Source organism: Pseudoxanthomonas sp. CCNWLY206-1 (assembly GCF_039710385.1).
Taxonomy (GTDB): domain Bacteria; phylum Pseudomonadota; class Gammaproteobacteria; order Xanthomonadales; family Xanthomonadaceae; genus Pseudoxanthomonas_A.
Map to the genome: position 1 here is coordinate 259,484 of NZ_JBDKXI010000004.1, position 19,099 is coordinate 278,582.

The window sequence follows — 19,099 nt, forward strand, 5'->3', positions numbered from 1 at the left end:
GCGTCTCGCCGCGAGCTCTTTCGATCAGATCGCGACAAAAGCAAAGAGCTCGCGCCGGGAAGGCGCTCCTACAAGGGTGGCTACTTCGGCTGCAATGTGGCGCGGTCCAGCACCCACATCGCCGGACGGGTATCGCCGGTGAAGGTGATGCACAGATCCTTGCGTCCCTTCAGGTCGGCAGGCAGGTCCGCTTTAAGGTCGACGAAACCATTGCTGTCCGGCTCCGCAGGCAACGGCACGCTGGCCAGCAACTCGCCATCGCAGCCGGCATGGATTTCCAGCTCTCCATGCGCGGACTTGGGCGTGCGGAACTTGCGATTCGCCTCGTCCTTATGCAGTTGGAAGTAGTAAGGCATGCGGCCGGCGCGTACTTCGACGGAAGCAATGCCACTCAGGTCCGCGCCAGACCACAGCCAGCATGGGTTGAAAATATCCACGTTGAAGATGGCGCGTTCGCCCTCAGCGGGGCCATCGTCTTCCAAGCGCAGCATCAAGCCGCTGCTGCACATCTTCAGTTCTTCGTCGCTGCGGCTGAGCAGGGATGCGGCGGTGAGGTTGCGCAGGCTGGCATGGGATAACGGCCTGCCATCGGCGAATACCGCCGCGCGCAGTTCGGTCGGCAGCGTCAGCACCAGCGGAGACTCGTATCGAGCCGACGCGGAGGTTGGATCCTTGCCATCGGTGGTGTAACGGATGTCTTGATAGTCAGTCGGATTGGACAGCGCTACCGTTGCTTTGCCGGCTGTGCGGTCGTCTTCCACGGAGAAGGCAACTTCAAACGGCGTCGTGGCGTAGGCGATACCCAATGCACGATAACGCTGCAGCTGCGCAGGCAGGCGAGCCAGGAAACCGTCATAGTCCTTGCGCGCCTGCGGCGACCAGCCGGTTTCCGCCAACGCGGCAATGCGCGGAAAGATGGCGTGCTGTACGCGCGCGAAGCTGCGCATGTGCTCGGTCCAGACATTGGCCTGCAAGCCGAGGATGTGCTGGCGATGCGCAGCACCCAGTTGCTGCGGTACCGGCTCGAACGCGTAGACCTGCTTGAGCGGAATGATGGCGGGGCGGCCAGGCGGCTCGTTCGGTGAGTGAGTCTGTTGATAGTCGAAATACAGTTCCGACGAAGGCGACATCACCACGTCATGGCCTTGCTCGGCTGCTTCGATGCCGCCTTCGATACCGCGCCAGGACATCACGGTGGCTTCCGGCGGCAGGCCGCCTTCCAGGATTTCGTCCCAGCCGATCAAACGGCGATCGTGCGTGACCAGGAATTTTTCCAGGCGTTGGATCAAATGGCTCTGCATCGCCATCTCATCCTTGACGCCTAACTCGCGCATACGCGCTTGCACACGGGCCGACGCTTCCCATTGATCCTTGACGGCCTCGTCGCCACCGACATGCACGTAAGGCCCGGGGAACAGTTCGATCACTTCCGCAAACACGTTCTCCAGGAACTGGAACGTGCTTTCTTCGGTGTTGAACAGATAGGTGTTGACGCCCCACTCGTTGAGCACGGGCGGTTTGTCGCCCAGAACACCCAACTCGGGGTACGCCGAGATCGCCGCCTGTGCATGGCCCGGCACGTCGATCTCGGGAATGACGGTGATGTGGCGCTCGGCCGCGTACTTCACCACGTCGCGAATCTGGTCCTGGGTGTAGTAGCCGCAGTACGGTTTCGGCTTTCCGGTCGCGGGATCCTTGCCGCCATCGCCCGCCGGAATCCGGCAGCCGCCAACCTCGGTGAGCTTCGGATAGCGCTTGATCTCGATGCGCCAGCCCTGGTCGTCCGTGAGATGCCAGTGGAAAGTGTTGAGCTTGTGCAACGCCATGGCGTCCAGCAGTCGCTTGATCTCATCGACCGACTGGAAATGACGCGCCGAATCCAGCATCAAACCGCGCCAGCCGAAGCGGGGGCCGTCTTCGATATGCAGCGCCGGAATATTGATGGCGGGTTCGCCGCCTTGCGTGGATAGCTGCCACAGCGTGACGGCGCCATAGAACAAGCCGCGTTCGTCGTTGGCCCGAACGGTGATCCCGTCCGTCGCCGCATCCAGTGCATACGCCTCGGGCGAAGCGCTTTTGAACGTCGGGTCCAATACGAACCGGATACCGCCGGCAGCGCCATCCGCCGCGAGCTTCAGGTCGATCTTGCCGGTCGTGGAAACCAGCTCAGAAAATTGCTTCGCCACCCGCTGCGCCGCTTCTCCTTCAGCGCGAACCGACGTGCTGGCGTCAATGACGAACTGTCCCTGCCGTGGCTCCAGTTTCGCGGGCAATGGGATCAACGCCATTTCGGCAGAAACATCGGCTGGCGGCGGGGCATCCGTTGTCGCGGCGCTTTTCTCGTCGCGCTGACAAGCAGCCAACGCCAACACGAATACCGGAATGGCCAGGAAAGACAGCAAGCGGGGAGCGGTAGTTCTCTTCATCTCGATACTCTTCGGGCAATAGCGACAGCATTCCAAAAAAAAGCGGGCCCGGACAAGTCCAGGCCCGCAGAGGGAGAGCATTCCCTTACATCACCGCGATCAGAACTTCAGGCGGACATTGAAGTAGTACTGGCGCCCGTTGCTGTAGAACGAGGTCGGGATGGCCGCGGTCTGGTAGTACTTGATGGTCGGGTCGTTGAGGTTCAACGCGTCCAGCGAGAAGCTCAGGTGATCGTTGACCTTGTAGCTCAGTGCCGCCGACAGCGTGCCGAAGTCATCCTGGTAGTACGGATTGGCGCCGGACAGGCCGATCAGGAACGACGAACGGCGAGTGTAGCTGACCCGCGCGCCGAAGCTGTCGTTCTCGAAGTAGGCACCCACGTTGTAGGTGTTCTTCGAGGTGCCGAGCAGGTTGTTGCTGCCGTCGGCCCAGGTATGCGAGGTGCTGCCATCGGCGAAGGTGTAGTTGGCGGTGACACCGAAGTAGTCGCCAATCGGCTGCTCATAGGCTACTTCGAACCCGGTGACCTTGCCGTTGGAGTTGATCGGCACCGAAACCAGGTATTCCTCGAGCTGATTGGTCAGTTCGCTGAACAGCATCTGCCTCTCGGTGCCGAACGCGACGTAGTCCTTCAGATTCATCGAGAAGGCACCGACGGACAGCAGGCCGCGCGGCATGAAGTACCACTCCAAGTTGGCGTCGAAGTTGGTGGAGACCACCGGGTTCAGATTCGGATTGCCGCCGCCGCCGGTCTTGTTCAGATCCGAGCCCCAGGACGAAGCACCCAGCGCGGAGAAGTCCGGCAGGGTCTGCGTCTGCGAAGCCGCGAAGCGGAACACCAAATCGTCGCTCAGGTCGAACTTGATATTCGCGCTGGGCAGGACACGACTGTGGCTGTTGTTGGTGAACCGGCGGATCCACTGGCCGAACAGACTGGAAACATCGGCGTTGGCTGGATCGGAGACGGCCTGGTACGAACTGATGTCCTGATCGATGTCGACGTAGCGCAGACCGACGTTACCGCTCCAGTTATCGCCAATGAAGTTGGCCTGCACGTAGGCGGCGAAGTTCTTCTCCTCCACCTTCCACTCGGCGCCGTAGTTGTGGCGACCGGTCGGACCATCGTTGTCGTGCAGCCAGGTTGAGTTGTTGATGATCGCGTCCTTCAGCGCGCCCGGCGTGAAGTACCACAGGTTGCGCGGGAAGCTGCCACCGACGTTGCTGGCGAAGCCGCTCGGGTACGAGCCGGTGGCGCCGTTCTGCAGTGCGCTCCAGATATCGCCCGGGCTCGCACCTTCCGGTGACTGCGCTTCGCGGGTGTGATCGGCATAACGCGCGCCGAAGTCGATCGACGCGAGCGTGCCGCCGTCGAAGTACTGAGTGAAGTCGGCGGTGAACCAGTCCTCGTCGTCTTTCGCGGTTACTTCCTGATTGCCCCACGTGCCGAAACTGGTGACGCCGGCAGGGCTGATATCGCCGCCCACATTCCAGTCGAGTGGGGAGCCTGCGCCGTGACTGGTCCAGCTGGCACCACCGCCGTTGGCAAGGGTCACCTCGGCGATGAACTGGCGCGGCGTTGAGCCTTCGCCACGGGTGGTACCGACCTGGAACTTGGAACTCAGGTGATCGTTGATCTGCCAGTCGGCATCGAAGGTGACGTATTCGCTCTTGGCCGAAGCCTCGCGGTAGATCATGTCGTAGACCGCGTAATCGCGGTCAGGCTCGCCGGTGTACGTAGCCTGGGCCAGCACGCCGTCCCGGATTACATAGCCTGCATCCGGTGCCTGGGAGCGAGCGAACGAACCGCCCCACATCATGAAGTTGCGGTTGTAGTTGTTGGCATCCATATCCGAGCGGAAGCCGCTCAGACCCAGGGTCAGGTCATCGTTGGGCTTGAACTGCACTTCGATCAGGCCGCCCTTGCGCTCACGGGTCTGTTCGAACAGGGTCGAGCCGAGCAAGCCCGGGACCCATACACCGACCAGGTCCGGATTGGTGGCTGCGACCGGATCGGTGTCCGCGATCTGGAAGAAACCGCCCGGAACTTCTTGAGCTTCGCGGCGCAGTTCGCGCTTCTGGCTAAACGCCTGAACCATCACACCGAAGGTGCCGGCGTCGTTCTTGTAGTTGAACAGCCCCGACAGTTGCGGATCGGTGGAGTCGGCCTGCTCGGCGTTGACCACGCCGATCGACGCCTCGGCAGTAATCCGGTCGGCGAACTGCAGCGGTTTGCGGGTGATGATGTTGATGCTGCCGGTGGTGCCGCCGTCCTGCAGCTTGGCTTGCGAGGACTTGTGCACTTCCACCGAGCTCACCAGCTCGGAGGGCAGCAAGGTGTAGCTGACGCTGCGGCCGACGTTGTTGCCCTGGCTGAGTACGAACCAGTCGGCTGAACCCACGGTATGGCCGTTGATCAGGGTCTGGGTGAGGCTGGGGCTGGTGCCGCGCAAGCTGACGCGGTCGGCTTCGTCGAAGCCGCCTTCGTCGGCGGAGGACGAGCTGATGTTCACGCCCGGCAGGCGCTGCAGGGTGTCGGCCACGTTATGGGCCGGCAGCTTGCCGACGTCTTCAGCGGTGACCACTTCGACGCGCGAGTTGGCTTCGCGCTTGGTATCCAGCGACTTTTCCATGCTGCCGCGAATGCCGACGACGACCACCTTGTCCAGATCGGTGGCTTCCTGCTGCGCGGGCGCTTGTTCCTGCGCGTGAGCGTGTGAGGCCATGCCGAGGCAGGTCACGATGGCTGCGGATAAAACGGATTTACGGTAGCTCATGATGTCTCTCCCATCATTCATTGAATTGAAATCGACTACGGGCCTAAACGCCCGCGGCCGTGCCTGATGCCTGTTCCCAAGGACGGTGCCGTTGCCGCACCCGCGCCGTCCGCCGATACCTGCGTCTGTGCCGACGCCTTCTTCAATCTCCGTTGCGCTGATCGAGATACCAGCTGGCCGCGCCAATCACGCCCAGTTGTCCGTGTTCGACCAATTTCACGGGAATCCGCTCCAGTGCTTCGCGCATCGGTCCCTTGTTGAGGAACCTTTCGACGAAGCGGCTGTTCAATAGAAAATCGCGTATCTGCGGCAGGATGCCGCCAGCCAGGTACACGCCGCCCTGCACGCCGTATAGCAGCGCCAAGTCGCCGACCACGCTGCCCAGCAAGCCGCAGAAAATCTCCAGGCTTTCGCGCGCCAGCGGATCGCTGCCCGAGATGGCAGCGGCAGTAATTTCACCCGGCGTGGTGTAGGTCAATGCTTGGCCGCGCACTACGGATAGCGCCATGTACAGATTCATCAAGCCGGGACCGGACAATGCGTGTTCGATCGGCACATGCGCGCGCTGCTTCAGCATCTCCGTCAGCAAGGCCATCTCTATCGCATTGCCAGCAGGCAATGCGGCATGACCGGCCTCGGTAGGCAATACGACGGCCTGTTTCCCAGCGGTGGGAATCCACACCGCGGCGCCCAGACCTGTGCCTGGCCCGAGGATCAGGATAGGACCCTGCACAGGCGGTTTGACCGGTCCGGTGAGTTGAAGGACCAGGCTGTCGTCGACGAGGGCCGCGGCATGCGCTACCGCTTCGAAGTCGTTGACCAACTTGAAATCGTCGAAACCCAGCCGTCCGCGGATTTCCTGCGGCGACAGCCGCCAGGGAAGGTTGGCGGTGATCACGGTGCCGTCTTCCAAAGGGTAGCCCGCACTGGCGATGACGCCTTGCGTGACCCTGATGCCGCTCAGCCCAGTGAGAAAGTCTTCGATGATTTCCGTCAGCCCCGCGTACTGAGCGCAGACGTACTTGCGGTACTCGAGCACTTTCACCGGATGGCCGGGGTCCGCGCTTGCGCTGACCAAGCCGATACGCACATGCGTGCCTCCCACGTCGGCGGCGATGAACGCGCCGTCTTTCGGGCTCACGACATCCACCGGTGCTGGCTTGGCGATTGCGACCACACGTCTCCCCACCTGTTCGCTGACTTGGGAGCGTCTTACTGCTCCCCCATTGCGGCCGGAGTGTGAGAGCGATTTGACAACGTTGTCAACACTCTGTCATGAAATAGATGCGGGGTTGCCAGATTTGGTGCCAAATCTGTCATCAACGGCTATACAAGACGTAGATTGATTCGTTTAATGGCTGCATACATTCATTTTGGAGGCCAAAATGGCCGGTCATCACGGACTTTATGCTGCGCCGCAAGAACTCGGGCCTTCCCGTAACGCCTGTTTTCTTGGTCGAAACGGCAGAAAAAGTGGTTTGCAGGAAAGATTTGTGACAACGTTATTCCCAGCTGAGGCCCTGCCCGAAAATCCGGCAGGCTCTCGCGCCAAGCCGATCCAATCCAGTAGGGGAGTCCTTTCGACATGACCGCCATCCAAGGCACGCGCCACACCGGTTCCATCGCCATCATCGGCGCGCTGTTTTTCATCATTGGATTTTTCACCTGGATCAATGGACCACTGATCACCTTTGTCAGGCTGGCTTTCGATCTCAACGAAGTGAACGCCTTCCTGGTACTGATGGTGTTCTACCTGTCTTATTTCTTTCTTGCCTTGCCCGCGGCAGCTTTGCTGAAAGTTACCGGCATGAAGAAGGGCCTGGCGGTCAGTCTGTTCGTGATGGCGATCGGCGCGGCGTTGTTTGGCGAGTTTTCCACTCAGCGTTGGTACCCCGGCGCATTGGGCGGACTGTTCGTCATTGGCGGTGGGCTGGCGCTGTTGCAGACAGCGGTGAACCCATACATCAGCATCCTGGGTCCTATCGAAAGCGGCGCTCAGCGCATCGCGGTGATGGGTATCTGCAACAAGGTCGCCGGCATGCTGGCGCCGCTGGTGATTGGTGCGGTGGTGCTGCATGGCATCGGCGACCTGTCCACGCAGGTGAGCGCGGCCGATCCCGCCACCAAGGCGGCTTTGTTGAATGAATTCGCCGCCAAGATCCACACGCCTTACCTGGTAATGGCCGGTGTGCTGGTGGTGCTGGCGATCGCGATCCTGTTCTCGCCGCTGCCGGAATTGAAGCCTTCCGAAGTCAATGCCGAGCGCGGTGCCGGTGGTTCCGCAGCCGGCCGGCGCAGCGTCTTTCAGTTTCCGCATCTATGGTTGGGCGTGCTGTGCCTGTTCGTCTACGTGGGCGTGGAAGTGCTGGCCGGCGACGCCATCGGCACCTACGGCAACGGCTTCGGTCTGCCGCTGGATGAAACCAAGTTCTTCACCTCGTTCACCCTGGGCGCGATGCTGTGCGGCTACGTGGCGGGCCTGATCGCGATTCCTCGCTTCATCTCGCAGGAGCGCTATCTCAGCGTCTCGGCGGTACTGGGCATGTTGTTCGCCATCGGCGCCTTGCTGACCCATGGCTATGTGTCGGTCGGTTTCGTCGCCGCGCTCGGGTTTGCCAACGCCATGATGTGGCCGGCGATCTGGCCGCTGACGATCAAGGGCCTGGGCCGTTTCACCGAGACCGGATCGGCGTTGTTGGTCATGGGTATCGCCGGTGGTGCCATTATTCCGCAGCTGTTCGCGGTGCTGAAGCAGCACTACGATTTCCAGTGGGTATTCGCCGCGCTGACGGTGCCCTGCTATCTCTACATCCTGTACTACGCTTTGTCCGGCCACCGCGTTGGCACGGCAGACAAGACCGCTTTCACGCATGATGATCGCGTACCCGCCGAGTGATAGAAGTAGGCCCCAACATGCGCAGACCCACCATCAAGGACGTCGCCGAACGGGCGAAGGTTTCGTTGAAGACCGTTTCCCGGGTCATCAACAATGAACCTTCGGTCATGCAGGGCACGCGTGCACGCGTGCTGCATGCGATTGCCGAACTGGACTACGAGCCCGACCAATCCGCGCGCAACTTGCGCAGCGGTACGCCTTTCGTGATCGGGCTGGTCTACGACAACCCCAATCCGTACCACATCATCGGCGTGCAGAACGGCGTACTGGCGGCATGCCGCGAGACCGGCTTTGGTTTGCAGATACATCCGGTGGATTCCACTTCACCGCTACTGGCGGAGGAGCTGGTGGAATTCGTGCAGCGTTCGCGCCTGGCGGGGTTGGTGCTCACCGCGCCCATGTCCGAACGCATGGACCTGGTGAATGCACTGGCCGCACGCGGCGTGAAGCTGGTGCGCATCATCGCCGCTACCGAAGATCCGCAGGATGGCCACGCCTGCGTCTACGTGGACGATCGTGACGCGGCTTACGAGATCACCGAGCACCTGATCCAGCTGGGCCATCAGCGCATCGGTTTTCTCTGGGGCGGGCTGGCGCATCGCTCCAGTACCGAGCGCTACGCAGGCTACGAGCAGGCACTGAAGGACTACGGCATTACCGTCGACAAACATCTGATCGTGCCTGGCGACTACACCTTCGACGATGGCTTCCGCGGAGCGCGGCGGCTGCTGGCATTGCGCGAACCGCCAACGGCGATCTTCGGTTCCAACGATGAAATCGCTGCCGGCGTGCTCGCCGCTGCCAAATCTGGCGGAATGAACGTGCCCTACGATTTGTCGATCGCCGGTTTCGAAGACAGCCCGTTCTCCCGGCAATCCTGGCCGCCACTGACCACCGCCAAGCAGGCCACCGAAGACATCGCCAAGCAGGCCGCGCGCTTGCTGATCGCCGGCCTGCGGCAAGACGCTTACGACGACAATCCATCCCCCGTCCACAACCAAGGCTTCGTGCCGCAGTTGGTGGTGCGCGGGTCCACCGCACCGGTACGGCCGCGTTCCGAACGCAACGACCGTATCGATCGAACCGACCATTCCGACCGTACCGAACCCGCCTAAATGACCGATCTCGCCACGCTTCCAGCCGCTACCGATACCCTGATGTTCCAGGAGGCGCAGCAGACAGCCGATGTCATCGCCACGCAATACGAACGCAACCAAGCCACGGTGCAGGCACTTGCCGCCGAACTGCGCAGCAATCCGCCTCCCTTCGTCGTTACCTGCGCGCGCGGCAGTTCCGACCACGCCGCTACTTACGGCAAGTATCTGTTCGAGACGCAGCTGGGCATCGTCACCGCCTCGGCCTCGCCTTCGGTAGGGTCGGTCTATGAAGCCAAGCAACAATTGCGTGGCGCGCTGTATCTGGTGATCTCGCAGTCGGGCAAAAGTCCGGATCTGCTGCGCAATGCTTCGGCGGCCGCCGATGCCGGCGCGCGCGTGGTCGCCATTGTCAACGCGGAAGACTCGCCGCTGGCGGCGCTGGCCGACACGGTCATCCCGCTGCATGCCGGGCCCGAGCACAGTGTGGCTGCGACCAAGAGCTATCTGGGTTCGCTCGCCGCGATCCTGCAACTGGCGGCGTACTGGAAGAACGAAGCACCATTGCTGGATGCGCTGCCACGGCTGCCTGGCAGTCTGCGCGCCGCGTGGCAGGCCGACTGGTCGCCGCTGACCGACGGTCTGGTCGATGCGCACAATCTGTTCGTGCTGGGCCGCGGGTTGGGCCTGGCGGCGGCTCAGGAAGCGGCGTTGAAGTTCAAGGAAACCTGCGGCCTGCACGCCGAGGCCTATAGTTCGGCCGAAGTGAAACATGGCCCGATGGCGCTGGTCGGGCCAGGCTTTCCCGTGTTGTGCTTTGCCCAGCCGGACGAAACCGAAGCCGGCACGCTGGCGCTGGCACGTGAATTCCGCGGCCGTGGCGCACAGGTGTGGGTCTCGTCCGAACATGGCGATTTGCCGCTGGCATCGGCACCGCATCCTGCGTGTGCGCCCCTGCTGACGGTGCAGAGTTTCTACCGCGCCATCAACGCGCTGGCGCTGCGCCGTGGCCACAATCCTGACGTGCCACCACATCTGAACAAGGTCACCGAAACCGTATGAACCGCACTGCGCTGATCAACGGCCAAGTACTGACCGCCGATGGTTTTGATTCCGCATGTGCGGTGCTGATCGAAGCAGGCCGCGTTGCGGCCTTGGTCCCAACGGCCGAATTGCCCAGCGACATCCTTCGTCATGATCTTGAAGGCGCCTATTTGCTGCCGGGTTTCATCGACGCACAGGTCAACGGCGGCGGCGGTGTGTTGTTCAACAACACCCCGACCGTCGATGCCTTGCGCACCATCGCGCAGGCACACCGCAGGTTTGGCACCACGGGCATGCTCCCCACGCTGATCAGTGATGATGTGGATGTAATGCGAAACGCTGTTGCCGCGGTGCACGATGCGATCGACCAGAGCGTGCCGGGCGTGCTGGGCATCCATCTGGAAGGCCCTTACCTGGCGCCGGCGCGGAAAGGCACGCACAACCCGGATAAGTTCCGCGTGCCGGATGACTCGGAAATCGCACTGGCTACATCGCTGAGCAACGGCGTCACGCTGCTCACGCTGGCACCGGAGCGGGTGCCGGTCGAAAGCATCCGAGCACTGATTCAGCGTGGCGCAATCGTGGCGGCAGGTCATACCGCCGGCACCTATGAAGAAATCCGCGCAGGACTGGCCGCGGGCGTTCGCGGTTTCACTCATCTCTACAACGCGATGTCGCCCTTGCAAGGGCGTGAGCCCGGTGCCGTCGGCGCCGCGCTGGAAGATCCCGACAGCTGGTGCGGCATCATCGCCGATGGTGTGCATGTGCATCCCGCCAGTTTGCGCGTCGCGCTCGCCGCCAAGCCACGCGGCAAACTGTTCCTGGTGACCGATGCGATGCCGCCGGTAGGCGCGGAAGATCCCAGTTACGAACTCTATGGCGAAGTCATCACTGTCCAGGATGGTGTCGTGCGCAATGCCGCTGGAGCACTCGCAGGCTCCGCGCTGGATATGTTGACCGCGGTGCGCAACACGGTGAACCTGCTGGGGCTTCCGTTGGATGAGGCGGCGCGGATGGCGGCGACCTATCCAGCGGATTTCCTCGGTTTGGGGGCGACTCACGGCCGCATCGCACCGAGCTATCACGCGGACCTGGTAGCGCTGGATGCCGATCTGCAGCTGAAAGCCACCTGGATCAGCGGCAGCTATCAAGCGCATTAAGAGTTTTCCTGTAGGAGCGACGTAAGTCGCGATGAAGCTCTACCGGTAAATCCTCACTGTGGGAGCGACGTAAGTCGCGACAAGGCGGCTTCACTAGCAAGCCCCTTCTGCTGAAGTCTTTAATTTAACTAGTGGGCGATTTCTCCCGTAAACGAGCATAGAGAATCGCTGCGCCGGGTTGAAAAAGGGACGCAGCGAATTCCAGCAAAGCGAGCAACATGACGGCCAGCAATTCCCCACCCATCCGTTTCACCTCGGTCGACGCGCTGCGTGGCATCACTGTTGCCGCGATGCTGCTGGTGAACAATCCAGGGGATTGGGGTCACGTGTACTGGCCGTTGCTGCACGCGGAATGGCATGGCATCACGCCTACGGACCTGATCTTTCCTTTTTTCCTGTTCATCGTCGGCGTATCGATCGCGCTGGGCATCGTGCCGCGCGTGGAAGCGGGCGCCGATCCGACGGCGTTGCGCAGGAGCATCTGGATACGCGCCGCGAAGATCATCGGTTTGGGTTTGTTGCTGCATCTGCTGGCATTCTGGTTGCTGGACAAGACGTGGTTCCGCCCGTGGGGCGTGTTGCAGCGGATCGGCCTTTGTTTCGCCGTGGCGGGTATGGTCGCCTTGTATGTGCGGCCACGGATGCAGTGGCTCTTCATCGCTATCGTCGTGCTCGGTTATTGGGCGCTGCTGGCGACGTGTGGCGGCTATACCCCGTACGAAAATCTTGCCAGCCGTGTCGACACTGCTCTGCTGGGTCCGATGGTTTATCAATTCGATCCGGCAACCGGCCGTGGTCACGAACCCGAGGGCTTGCTGAGCACGCTGCCGGCGATCGCGACGACGCTGCTGGGATTGCGTGCAGGCGAGTGGTTGCGCCGCGCACAGCTGCGACGTTTGTTGCTGGCGGGTGTGGCTGCGTTGGCGATCGGCTTGCTGTGGGCGTTGGCGTTCCCGATCAACAAGAATCTGTGGACGTCTTCCTACGTGATGTTCACCGGTGGCTGCGCCATGTTGGCGCTCGCGCTGAGCCACGTCCTGATTGACCGCAACCGCTGGCCAGCCTGGGGGCGCAGCTTCGGCGTCAACGCGATTGCGGCGTACGCAGGATCCGCCGCAATGGTTCTGGTGTTCGCCGGGTTGGGCTGGTGGGAACCGATATACCGTGTCGGCTTCGCCAACTGGATGACACCGCTTTTCGGACCATATCTGCCGTCGCTGGTATTTGCCAGTGTGTTCGTGCTGTTCTGGTGGCGGGTGGTTCGCTGGATGGATCGCAAGCGCTGGTATCTCAAAGTGTGACCGCAGGTCGAGACCATGGCCCGACCTCGGCTCTACGAAAGCGCGATCAAATCCGTGTGGGATTGGTGTCGGCATGCCCGGCACCGGTGAGTCGCGACCTTGATGTTTCCGATCGCGACTCACGTCGCTCCCGCGGTGGGCTATGCCGATGCCGTCGCTATCCGGGTCGCCCAGGGTCAGGCCCCGCGTGCGCCGGCCGCGTGAGGCCGACCTACGGCATGGCGGGATCGATTGGTGCCTGGATCGGCGCAGGTCCCGACACCAGCGGTGCTTGGCGGTGCTGTAGGATCCATTGATCCCCGCTTGCCCATCACGCTTTTCTCCAGCGTATTGCGGTAAAACGGCCGGCAGCTCCCTCTTACGCAGTGAGCCTCACCATGACGCTAAACCTCTCAACGATCGTATGCCTGACGCTCCTGTTGGTCGCTTGCGACCGCGCCGTCAGTGTCGAACCTCAAGCCAACGATTCGAAGGCCCTGGCTTTGGCCGATGTCAAAGACGCGTCCTTCATTAGCGTTCGCGCGCAGGAGGCACCATTGCCCGCAGCGACGCAATCTCAGCCCGTGACGGCCAACGCCGTGGCGGCTGCGGTGCCGCAGGTGACAGGGGGACCGAACCCTGCGCGTCGGATTCCCAACCCGCCGTTTGTCAGCACGGAATTCGCGCGGTTCAACGAACCCTGGGCGATGACGTTCCTGCCCGATGGACGCCTGCTGGTCACCGAAAAGAACGGGCGGCTACGGTTGTTGAATGTCGCCACGCGCCAGGTCGGCGAGATCACCGGCGTGCCGGCGGTGGCGTATGGCGGGCAGGGTGGATTCGGAGACATCGTCCTGCATCCGCAATTCGCCGCAAACCGCTGGGTATATCTCAGCTATGCCGAGGCGGGACCGAATAACACCCGCGGCGCGGCGGTGGCGCGTGCGCAGTTGGTATCGGATGCCGGCAGTAGCGCCGGCAGCTTGTCCAATCTGCAGGTGATCTGGCGGCAGACACCCAAGGTTACCGGCGACGGCCATTACAGCCACCGGCTCGCGTTCGACGGGCAGGGCAAGCTGTGGATCACTTCGGGCGACCGGCAGAAGATGACTCCAGCGCAGGATATTCAGTCGCATCTCGGAAAGCTGGTGCGTTTGAACGATGACGGTACTGTTCCGGGCGACAATCCTTTCGCTGCGCAAGGCGGCGTGGCCGCTCAGGTGTGGTCGCTGGGACACCGGAACATGCTGGGGTTGGATTTCGACGCGCATGGCAGGCTGTGGGTGCACGAGATGGGACCGGCGGGTGGTGACGAACTGAACCTGATCGAGCGCGGTTCCAACTATGGCTGGCCCATCGTTTCCCAGGGCAATCACTACGACGGCACACCGATCCCGCGGCACGACACGCGGCCGGAGTTCAATGCGCCGGAAGCATGGTGGACCCCGGTGATCGCGCCCGCGGGTTTCATCATCTACTCCGGCGATATGTTTCCTTACTTCCGCGGACAGGGATTCATCGGTGGGCTCGCATCGCAAGCGTTGATCCGCGTGGAGATCACCGGGATAAATGCACGTGAAGCAGCGCGCTACCCCATGGGCCGCCGCATCCGCGAAGTGGAGGAAGGACCGGATGGTGCGATCTGGTTGTTGGAAGATGGCGCCGATGCGCGTTTGTTGAAGCTCACGCCGAATTTGGGTGGGTAGAGGGAAGAGGGAGAGTCTTTGCCCCCTTTAATAAAGGGGGCTACGGGGGATTTGCTCTTGCTGCTTCCATAGATCAAAAGCAAATCCCCCTCAATCCCCCTTTATTAAAGGGGAGGTAAGCGAAAGCGTTCACCGCCACCTCTTGCCCGCGCAATCGCCGCAATCCGCGCCTTCCGAACCGCTTCGCCGATCTCCGGTCCGCTCAACTGAGGGTCCGCCACGTCGCGCGCATTGATCGCCATCGCGGCGGCATGCAGCCGCTGCAATTCGCGACCTTGCGGATAGTCGGCGTCTTCGCTGCCCAAGCGGCCGCGTTTGTCGGCTTCGCAGACCAGCGCGAGTTGCGCGATGCGTTCGGGTTTGCGGAAGGCATCGCAGCGCGCCAGCAACTCGAAGACGGTGACGTCGCGTAGTTCCATCAATCGGTGGACGTTGAGGTGCTCGCGACAGGCCATCACGGCGAGATCGCGATGCTCCAGCGGCACCTTCAGCCGCTCGCACAACGCCAGCACCGGTTTGACGCCAGCATGTTCGTGGCCGATGTGCTTGGGAAGTACTTCGGCAGGCGTCAAAGCTTTGCCCAGATCATGCGTCAGTGCCGCGAAGCCGATCACGGCATCGCCGGGTGCCAGCTTCGCCGCCATGTCGCTGACCATCTGCTGGTGGATGCCGGTATCGACTTCCGGATGGAATTCCGCGCGCTGCGGTACGCCGTACAGCGCATCGATTTCAGGAAGAACGGCGGCCAGCGCGCCGGCTTCGCGCAACGTTGCCAGAAACGCCGAAGGCTGCGCCGAAGCAAGCGCGCGCCGCAGTTCCTGCCAAACGCGCTCGGGGACCAGTGCGTCCAGTTCGCCGCTGGCCGTCATGTCCTTCATCAGCGTCATGGTTTCCGGCGCCACGCGAAAACCCAACGGTGCGAACCGTGCCATGAAACGTGCTGCGCGCAGGATCCGCAGCGGATCCTCGGCGAAAGCGGGACCGACATGCCGCAGCAGACGTGCCTGGATATCGTCCGCGCCGCCGTAGGGATCGACCAGATCTCCGGTTTCATCCTGCGCCATCGCATTGATGGTGAAATCGCGCCGCTGCAGATCTTCCTCCAGCGTCACCGACGGATCCGTATCGACAACGAAACCGCGATAGCCGCGCCCGCTCTTGCGCTCGGTCCGGGCCAACGCGTATTCCTCGCCTGTTTTCGGATGCAGGAATACGGGGAAGTCCCGGCCTACGGGCTTGAAACCCTGCGCCAGCATCTGCTCAGGCGTGGCACCGACCACGACGTAATCACGGTCGCCGGGCTCGATGCCCAACAAACGGTCACGGACCGCGCCACCGACAAGATAGGTCTTCATGGAGACAATGATGCCGGAATGTCTCGCGTCGTAGGAGTGGCGTCCGCCGTTGTAGGAGCAGCGGAACGCCATTGTAGGAGCGGCGTCCCGCCGCGAGCTCTTCCTCTGGCGGCCGACAAACCTCGGTAGCCCCCAATAAGATCAAGAGCTCGCGGCGGGACGCCGCTCCTACAAAGGCAAAGGCCGCTCCTGCAACAGCAGATGCCGCTCCCAATCAGTGCAGAGCGGACTAGCTTTTAGCCGCCGGTGTCGGACAAACAAACGCTTTTCGCTTGGCATTGACGCGACCGAGCAAGCGATCGGTGATCGGCAACGCGTTACCGTTCAAGCGCCAATCGTAGATCACGCTGAAGGCGAGCACGCGCGCAACGTACTCGCGCGTTTCGCGGTAGCTGATTGTTTCGATCCAGAAATCCGGATCGTAATTGGGACGTTGCGATTGCCAGCGTGCGGTCGGTGCTGGGCCGGCGTTGTAGGCGGCAATGGCGACATACGGCACACCGTACTTGTTTTCCATTTCGCGCAGATACGCTGTGCCCAAGGCGATGTTGGTATCCCAGTCGTACAAGCTGGCCGCGCCGCCCCATGGCAGACCTAAGCGCTTGGCGGTAGCGGCGCCGGTGCTGGGCAGCACCTGCATCAATCCCATTGCGTTGGCGCCGGATCGCGCCTTCGGATTGAACACGCTCTCGGCGCGGATTTCGGCGGCGACCCAAGCCGGATCCAAGCCGTGTTTCGCGGCTTCGCGGCGGATGGTATCGCCGTGGTGCAGCGGGAAGCGTAGTTCGTACAGGCGCTGTTCGTCGGGTGCTTTGCCCAACGAAAACACAGCGCGATCGAACCAGCCGTTGTCGCGCGCGACCTCCACTGCGATTCGCCGCTGCGTGTCATCAAAACGCGAGAGCGCATCATTCCACTCGCTGGTCGCCCAACCAGGACGCTCCAGCTTCCACAACTCCATGGCGCGCACGATGGCGGAGTCACGCGCGACGGCATTCTTCGCCTGCGTGGTGTCCTTGGGCGTCCAGGCGCACAGTGCGTACGGCTGATTCAGGCGGTCGGCCGCCAGGAAACCGTGAAAGGTCGCGGCTTGTGCGGCTTCGCGATAGAGGCGCTGGGCTTCGGCCTTGTCGCCCGTCTTTTCCTCCAATCGCGCTTCAAAATATCGCCAGCGCGAATCGGTGCGCAGTTTCGGCGGCATCTTACGTAAGGCTGCCAATGCGGCACGCCAGTCGCCGCGCGACAGCGCCTCACGAACCCGCCATTCGTGCAGATTGTCATCGAAAGCCACTTCGGGCACTTCGGCTAACCGCCGCGCCGAATCCGGTTCGTACGACGCCACGGTCCACAGCGCGATCTGGTTCAGTACCTGGCCGCGTTCGGCATCGGTCATGCCGAGCGCGCTGGCGTATTGCGGCAATTGCCGCTCAGCGGCAGCAGGATCTTTCGCCGCCAGCCGCGCCAAGCCAATAGCGGCCATCTTGCGGCTGCGATCGGTCTTGGGCCATTGCAAGGCTCGCGGATGCACGCTGTCGATGAAGGCGGCGTAGTCGTTCGCCAACGCTGCTTCGCCGCCGGGCAAGCCGCGTGCGGCATGACGCATCGATGCGGTCTGTCGTTCGGCGGCGGCGGCATCGATGCGCTCCCAGCGCAGCGTTGCAAGCAATCCGTGCTTGTTGACCAGCAGCGCGAACACTGGATCGCAGGTATCGGGCAGCGGTTTGATGCCTTTGCGCCAGACTTCCTGCGCATCCTTGATCCATTGTGCGTCGGCGTGGCCCAGGGCCTGCCGTGCATTCAACTCCGCACATTGCAAAATGAGATTGCTGGTCGGCTTCCAGTGGGCACGGAATGTCGGCCAATCCTGGCGGCGCGAGAGTGCCGGCAGCCACAGGCTGCGGAAGGCTTCGGCCACGGCCTGGCCTTCGTAGCGCTTGAGGAACGCCTGGGCCTGCGCGGTGCCGAGCGTGTCGATGTTGCGTCTCAGTCCAGCGAACTCGACCCAGCCGTAAAGCGGATGGGACACGACGTCACGATATTGCGCGGCATCGAACTGACCACGCTCCGCCGCTTCCAATGCAGCGCGTATGCGCGGCCGTTGCGCATCCAGGTTTTGTGCCTGGATGGGCAAGCAAGCGAGAAGTGTGCTGGCGAGAAGGCCTACGAAGAACCTGTTCACGATCCGTCGCGAGCGAAGGTGGACGCCCCGTGTCGGGGCAGAGCCGCCCAAGGGGATGCAAGCACGAGCGCAGCGTATGTGGGTGCTTACCTTGTGGGATAGGTGAGCATTGCGAGCACCGCGCGCGGGCCGACTGCCGAGCGCAGCAGGCGAAACCCTGTAGGAGCGGTGAGCAGGCTCTAAGAGGTGGGCGGCAACGAGTACGATGTCGAGCTTATGGCGAGTCATGCACGGAAATATACCGAAGCCGGCTGAACGCGCACGTCGATGATTGTTTCATGGCCGCTTCTGGGAGATTGCATTTGGACGGTTTCTGGATATTCCCTCTGCTCGGCATCGTGGCTGGAATACTGGCGGGACTGCTGGGCATCGGTGGCGGTCTGGTGCTGGTGGCGGCGTTGGTATGGTTGCTGCCGTTGTACGGCATTCCTCAGGAAGCGGCGATGCATGCGGCCCTGGCCAGTTCGTTGGCCAGCATCGTGTTGACCGCGACTTCATCGGCGTATTCGCATCACCGCCGCGGCAGCGTGCTCTGGCCTACCGTCGCGTGGATGGTGCCAGGCCTGTTGTTGGGCGGATGGCTGGGCAGCGATCTTGCGGTCTATCTGGACGACGACGTTCTACGTTGGATCGTCGCGGGTTACTGCTTCATCGCGGGTGCGCAGTTGGCATTCGGCAAGACCCGGGCTAACTCCAACGACACGCCGGTGACGCCACCTCGCGGATGGTTGATGACGACGGCCGGCACGGTGATCGGCGCGGTGTCGTCGGTAGTCGGTATCGGCGGAGGCAGCATGACCGTGCCGTTGCTGGTGTGGCGTGGGGTGTCGCCGGTCAAGGCGGTGGGCACCTCCAGCGCCGGTGGCGTCGCCATCGGCCTGGCCAGCGCCTTCGGCTATGCGATGCATGCTCCCGCAGGCGCTTTGCCCAGCCACGCCATTGGCTACATCTATTTACCTGCCGCGATCGGCGTGTCGGTGGCTTCGGTATTCGCAGCTCCGTACGGTACGCGGCTGGCTCACTGGATCAGCGGAGCCGCATTGAAGCGTGTATTCGCGCTGTTCATGGTGGTCATGGGCCTGAGCGTCGCTATCGCGGGCCGCTAGGCGTCATTGCTTCCGGAGACTGTTGCGTGTTTATTCGCCGCGGTCGACCGTCTGTCGGGCCAAGATAGTGAATTGAAG

The 19,099-nt window shown here is 62.3% G+C and carries 12 protein-coding genes; 7 read left to right on the forward strand and 5 right to left on the reverse strand.

The window, feature by feature from the left end; translation table 11 throughout:
• Positions 1 to 80: 80 nt before the first annotated feature.
• The 3 genes from AADW18_RS11545 to AADW18_RS11555 all read right to left on the reverse strand — a co-directional run bounded on the left by AADW18_RS11545 (position 81) and on the right by AADW18_RS11555 (position 6,378).
• Positions 81 to 2,426 carry a family 20 glycosylhydrolase gene (locus AADW18_RS11545; RefSeq protein ID WP_337343532.1) on the reverse strand — a complete coding sequence of 782 codons (2,346 nt, stop codon included), beginning with the start codon at positions 2,424 to 2,426 and terminating at the stop codon, positions 81 to 83.
• A 99-nt stretch (positions 2,427 to 2,525) separates the two neighbouring features.
• The gene (locus tag AADW18_RS11550; RefSeq protein WP_337343533.1) at positions 2,526 to 5,201 is read right to left on the reverse strand and encodes a TonB-dependent receptor; all 2,676 of its coding nucleotides are present in this window, start codon (positions 5,199 to 5,201) and stop codon (positions 2,526 to 2,528) included.
• 142 nt (positions 5,202 to 5,343) lie between these two features.
• A complete protein-coding gene (locus AADW18_RS11555) occupies positions 5,344 to 6,378 on the reverse strand; it encodes a glucokinase family protein (protein ID WP_346842728.1) in 1,035 nt (344 codons plus the stop codon).
• Positions 6,379 to 6,786: 408 nt separating this feature from the next.
• On the opposite strand from AADW18_RS11555, the gene AADW18_RS11560 reads away from it, so the two are divergent.
• The 6 genes from AADW18_RS11560 to AADW18_RS11585 all read left to right on the forward strand — a co-directional run bounded on the left by AADW18_RS11560 (position 6,787) and on the right by AADW18_RS11585 (position 14,381).
• Entirely contained in the window at positions 6,787 to 8,097 is a 1,311-nt protein-coding gene (locus tag AADW18_RS11560) for a sugar MFS transporter (RefSeq protein WP_337343535.1), read from the forward strand.
• A gap of 17 nt (positions 8,098 to 8,114) precedes the next feature.
• A complete protein-coding gene (locus tag AADW18_RS11565; RefSeq protein ID WP_337343536.1) occupies positions 8,115 to 9,212 on the forward strand; it encodes a LacI family DNA-binding transcriptional regulator in 1,098 nt (365 codons plus the stop codon).
• A complete protein-coding gene (locus AADW18_RS11570; RefSeq protein ID WP_337343537.1) occupies positions 9,213 to 10,253 on the forward strand; it encodes an SIS domain-containing protein in 1,041 nt (346 codons plus the stop codon). It abuts the gene before it with no gap.
• The gene (nagA, locus tag AADW18_RS11575) at positions 10,250 to 11,395 is read left to right on the forward strand and encodes an N-acetylglucosamine-6-phosphate deacetylase (protein ID WP_337343538.1); all 1,146 of its coding nucleotides are present in this window, start codon (positions 10,250 to 10,252) and stop codon (positions 11,393 to 11,395) included. Before AADW18_RS11570 ends, nagA begins: the two co-directional genes overlap by 4 nt.
• 218 nt (positions 11,396 to 11,613) lie before the next feature.
• Positions 11,614 to 12,696, forward strand: a complete 1,083-nt coding sequence (locus AADW18_RS11580; RefSeq protein ID WP_337343539.1) for a heparan-alpha-glucosaminide N-acetyltransferase domain-containing protein — start codon at positions 11,614 to 11,616, stop codon at positions 12,694 to 12,696.
• A 377-nt stretch (positions 12,697 to 13,073) separates the two neighbouring features.
• The gene (locus tag AADW18_RS11585) at positions 13,074 to 14,381 is read left to right on the forward strand and encodes a PQQ-dependent sugar dehydrogenase (RefSeq protein ID WP_337343540.1); all 1,308 of its coding nucleotides are present in this window, start codon (positions 13,074 to 13,076) and stop codon (positions 14,379 to 14,381) included.
• Positions 14,382 to 14,485: 104 nt separating this feature from the next.
• Here AADW18_RS11585 and AADW18_RS11590 read toward each other — a convergent pair whose 3' ends face one another.
• Positions 14,486 to 15,736, reverse strand: a complete 1,251-nt coding sequence (locus tag AADW18_RS11590; RefSeq protein WP_337343541.1) for a multifunctional CCA addition/repair protein — start codon at positions 15,734 to 15,736, stop codon at positions 14,486 to 14,488.
• Between the two features lie 229 nt (positions 15,737 to 15,965).
• Complete coding sequence (locus AADW18_RS11595; protein ID WP_337343542.1) at positions 15,966 to 17,915, reverse strand: transglycosylase SLT domain-containing protein; 1,950 nt, start codon at positions 17,913 to 17,915, stop codon at positions 15,966 to 15,968.
• Between the two features lie 278 nt (positions 17,916 to 18,193).
• Between AADW18_RS11595 and AADW18_RS11600 the strand changes: the two genes are divergently transcribed.
• Positions 18,194 to 19,021 (forward strand): sulfite exporter TauE/SafE family protein, encoded by an 828-nt coding sequence (locus tag AADW18_RS11600; RefSeq protein ID WP_337343543.1) that lies wholly within the window; start codon positions 18,194 to 18,196, stop codon positions 19,019 to 19,021.
• Positions 19,022 to 19,099: the final 78 nt, after the last annotated feature.

Coding starts and splice junctions, on each gene's coding strand:
- AADW18_RS11600 (WP_337343543.1), top strand. CDS start 18,194: ATGGCCGCTTCTGGGAGATTGCATTTGGACGGTTTCTGGATATTCCCT.
- AADW18_RS11545 (WP_337343532.1), bottom strand. CDS start 2,426: ATGAAGAGAACTACCGCTCCCCGCTTGCTGTCTTTCCTGGCCATTCCG.
- AADW18_RS11580 (WP_337343539.1), top strand. CDS start 11,614: ATGACGGCCAGCAATTCCCCACCCATCCGTTTCACCTCGGTCGACGCG.
- AADW18_RS11590 (WP_337343541.1), bottom strand. CDS start 15,736: ATGAAGACCTATCTTGTCGGTGGCGCGGTCCGTGACCGTTTGTTGGGC.
- AADW18_RS11550 (WP_337343533.1), bottom strand. CDS start 5,201: ATGAGCTACCGTAAATCCGTTTTATCCGCAGCCATCGTGACCTGCCTC.
- AADW18_RS11560 (WP_337343535.1), top strand. CDS start 6,787: ATGACCGCCATCCAAGGCACGCGCCACACCGGTTCCATCGCCATCATC.
- nagA (WP_337343538.1), top strand. CDS start 10,250: ATGAACCGCACTGCGCTGATCAACGGCCAAGTACTGACCGCCGATGGT.
- AADW18_RS11565 (WP_337343536.1), top strand. CDS start 8,115: ATGCGCAGACCCACCATCAAGGACGTCGCCGAACGGGCGAAGGTTTCG.
- AADW18_RS11585 (WP_337343540.1), top strand. CDS start 13,074: ATGACGCTAAACCTCTCAACGATCGTATGCCTGACGCTCCTGTTGGTC.
- AADW18_RS11570 (WP_337343537.1), top strand. CDS start 9,213: ATGACCGATCTCGCCACGCTTCCAGCCGCTACCGATACCCTGATGTTC.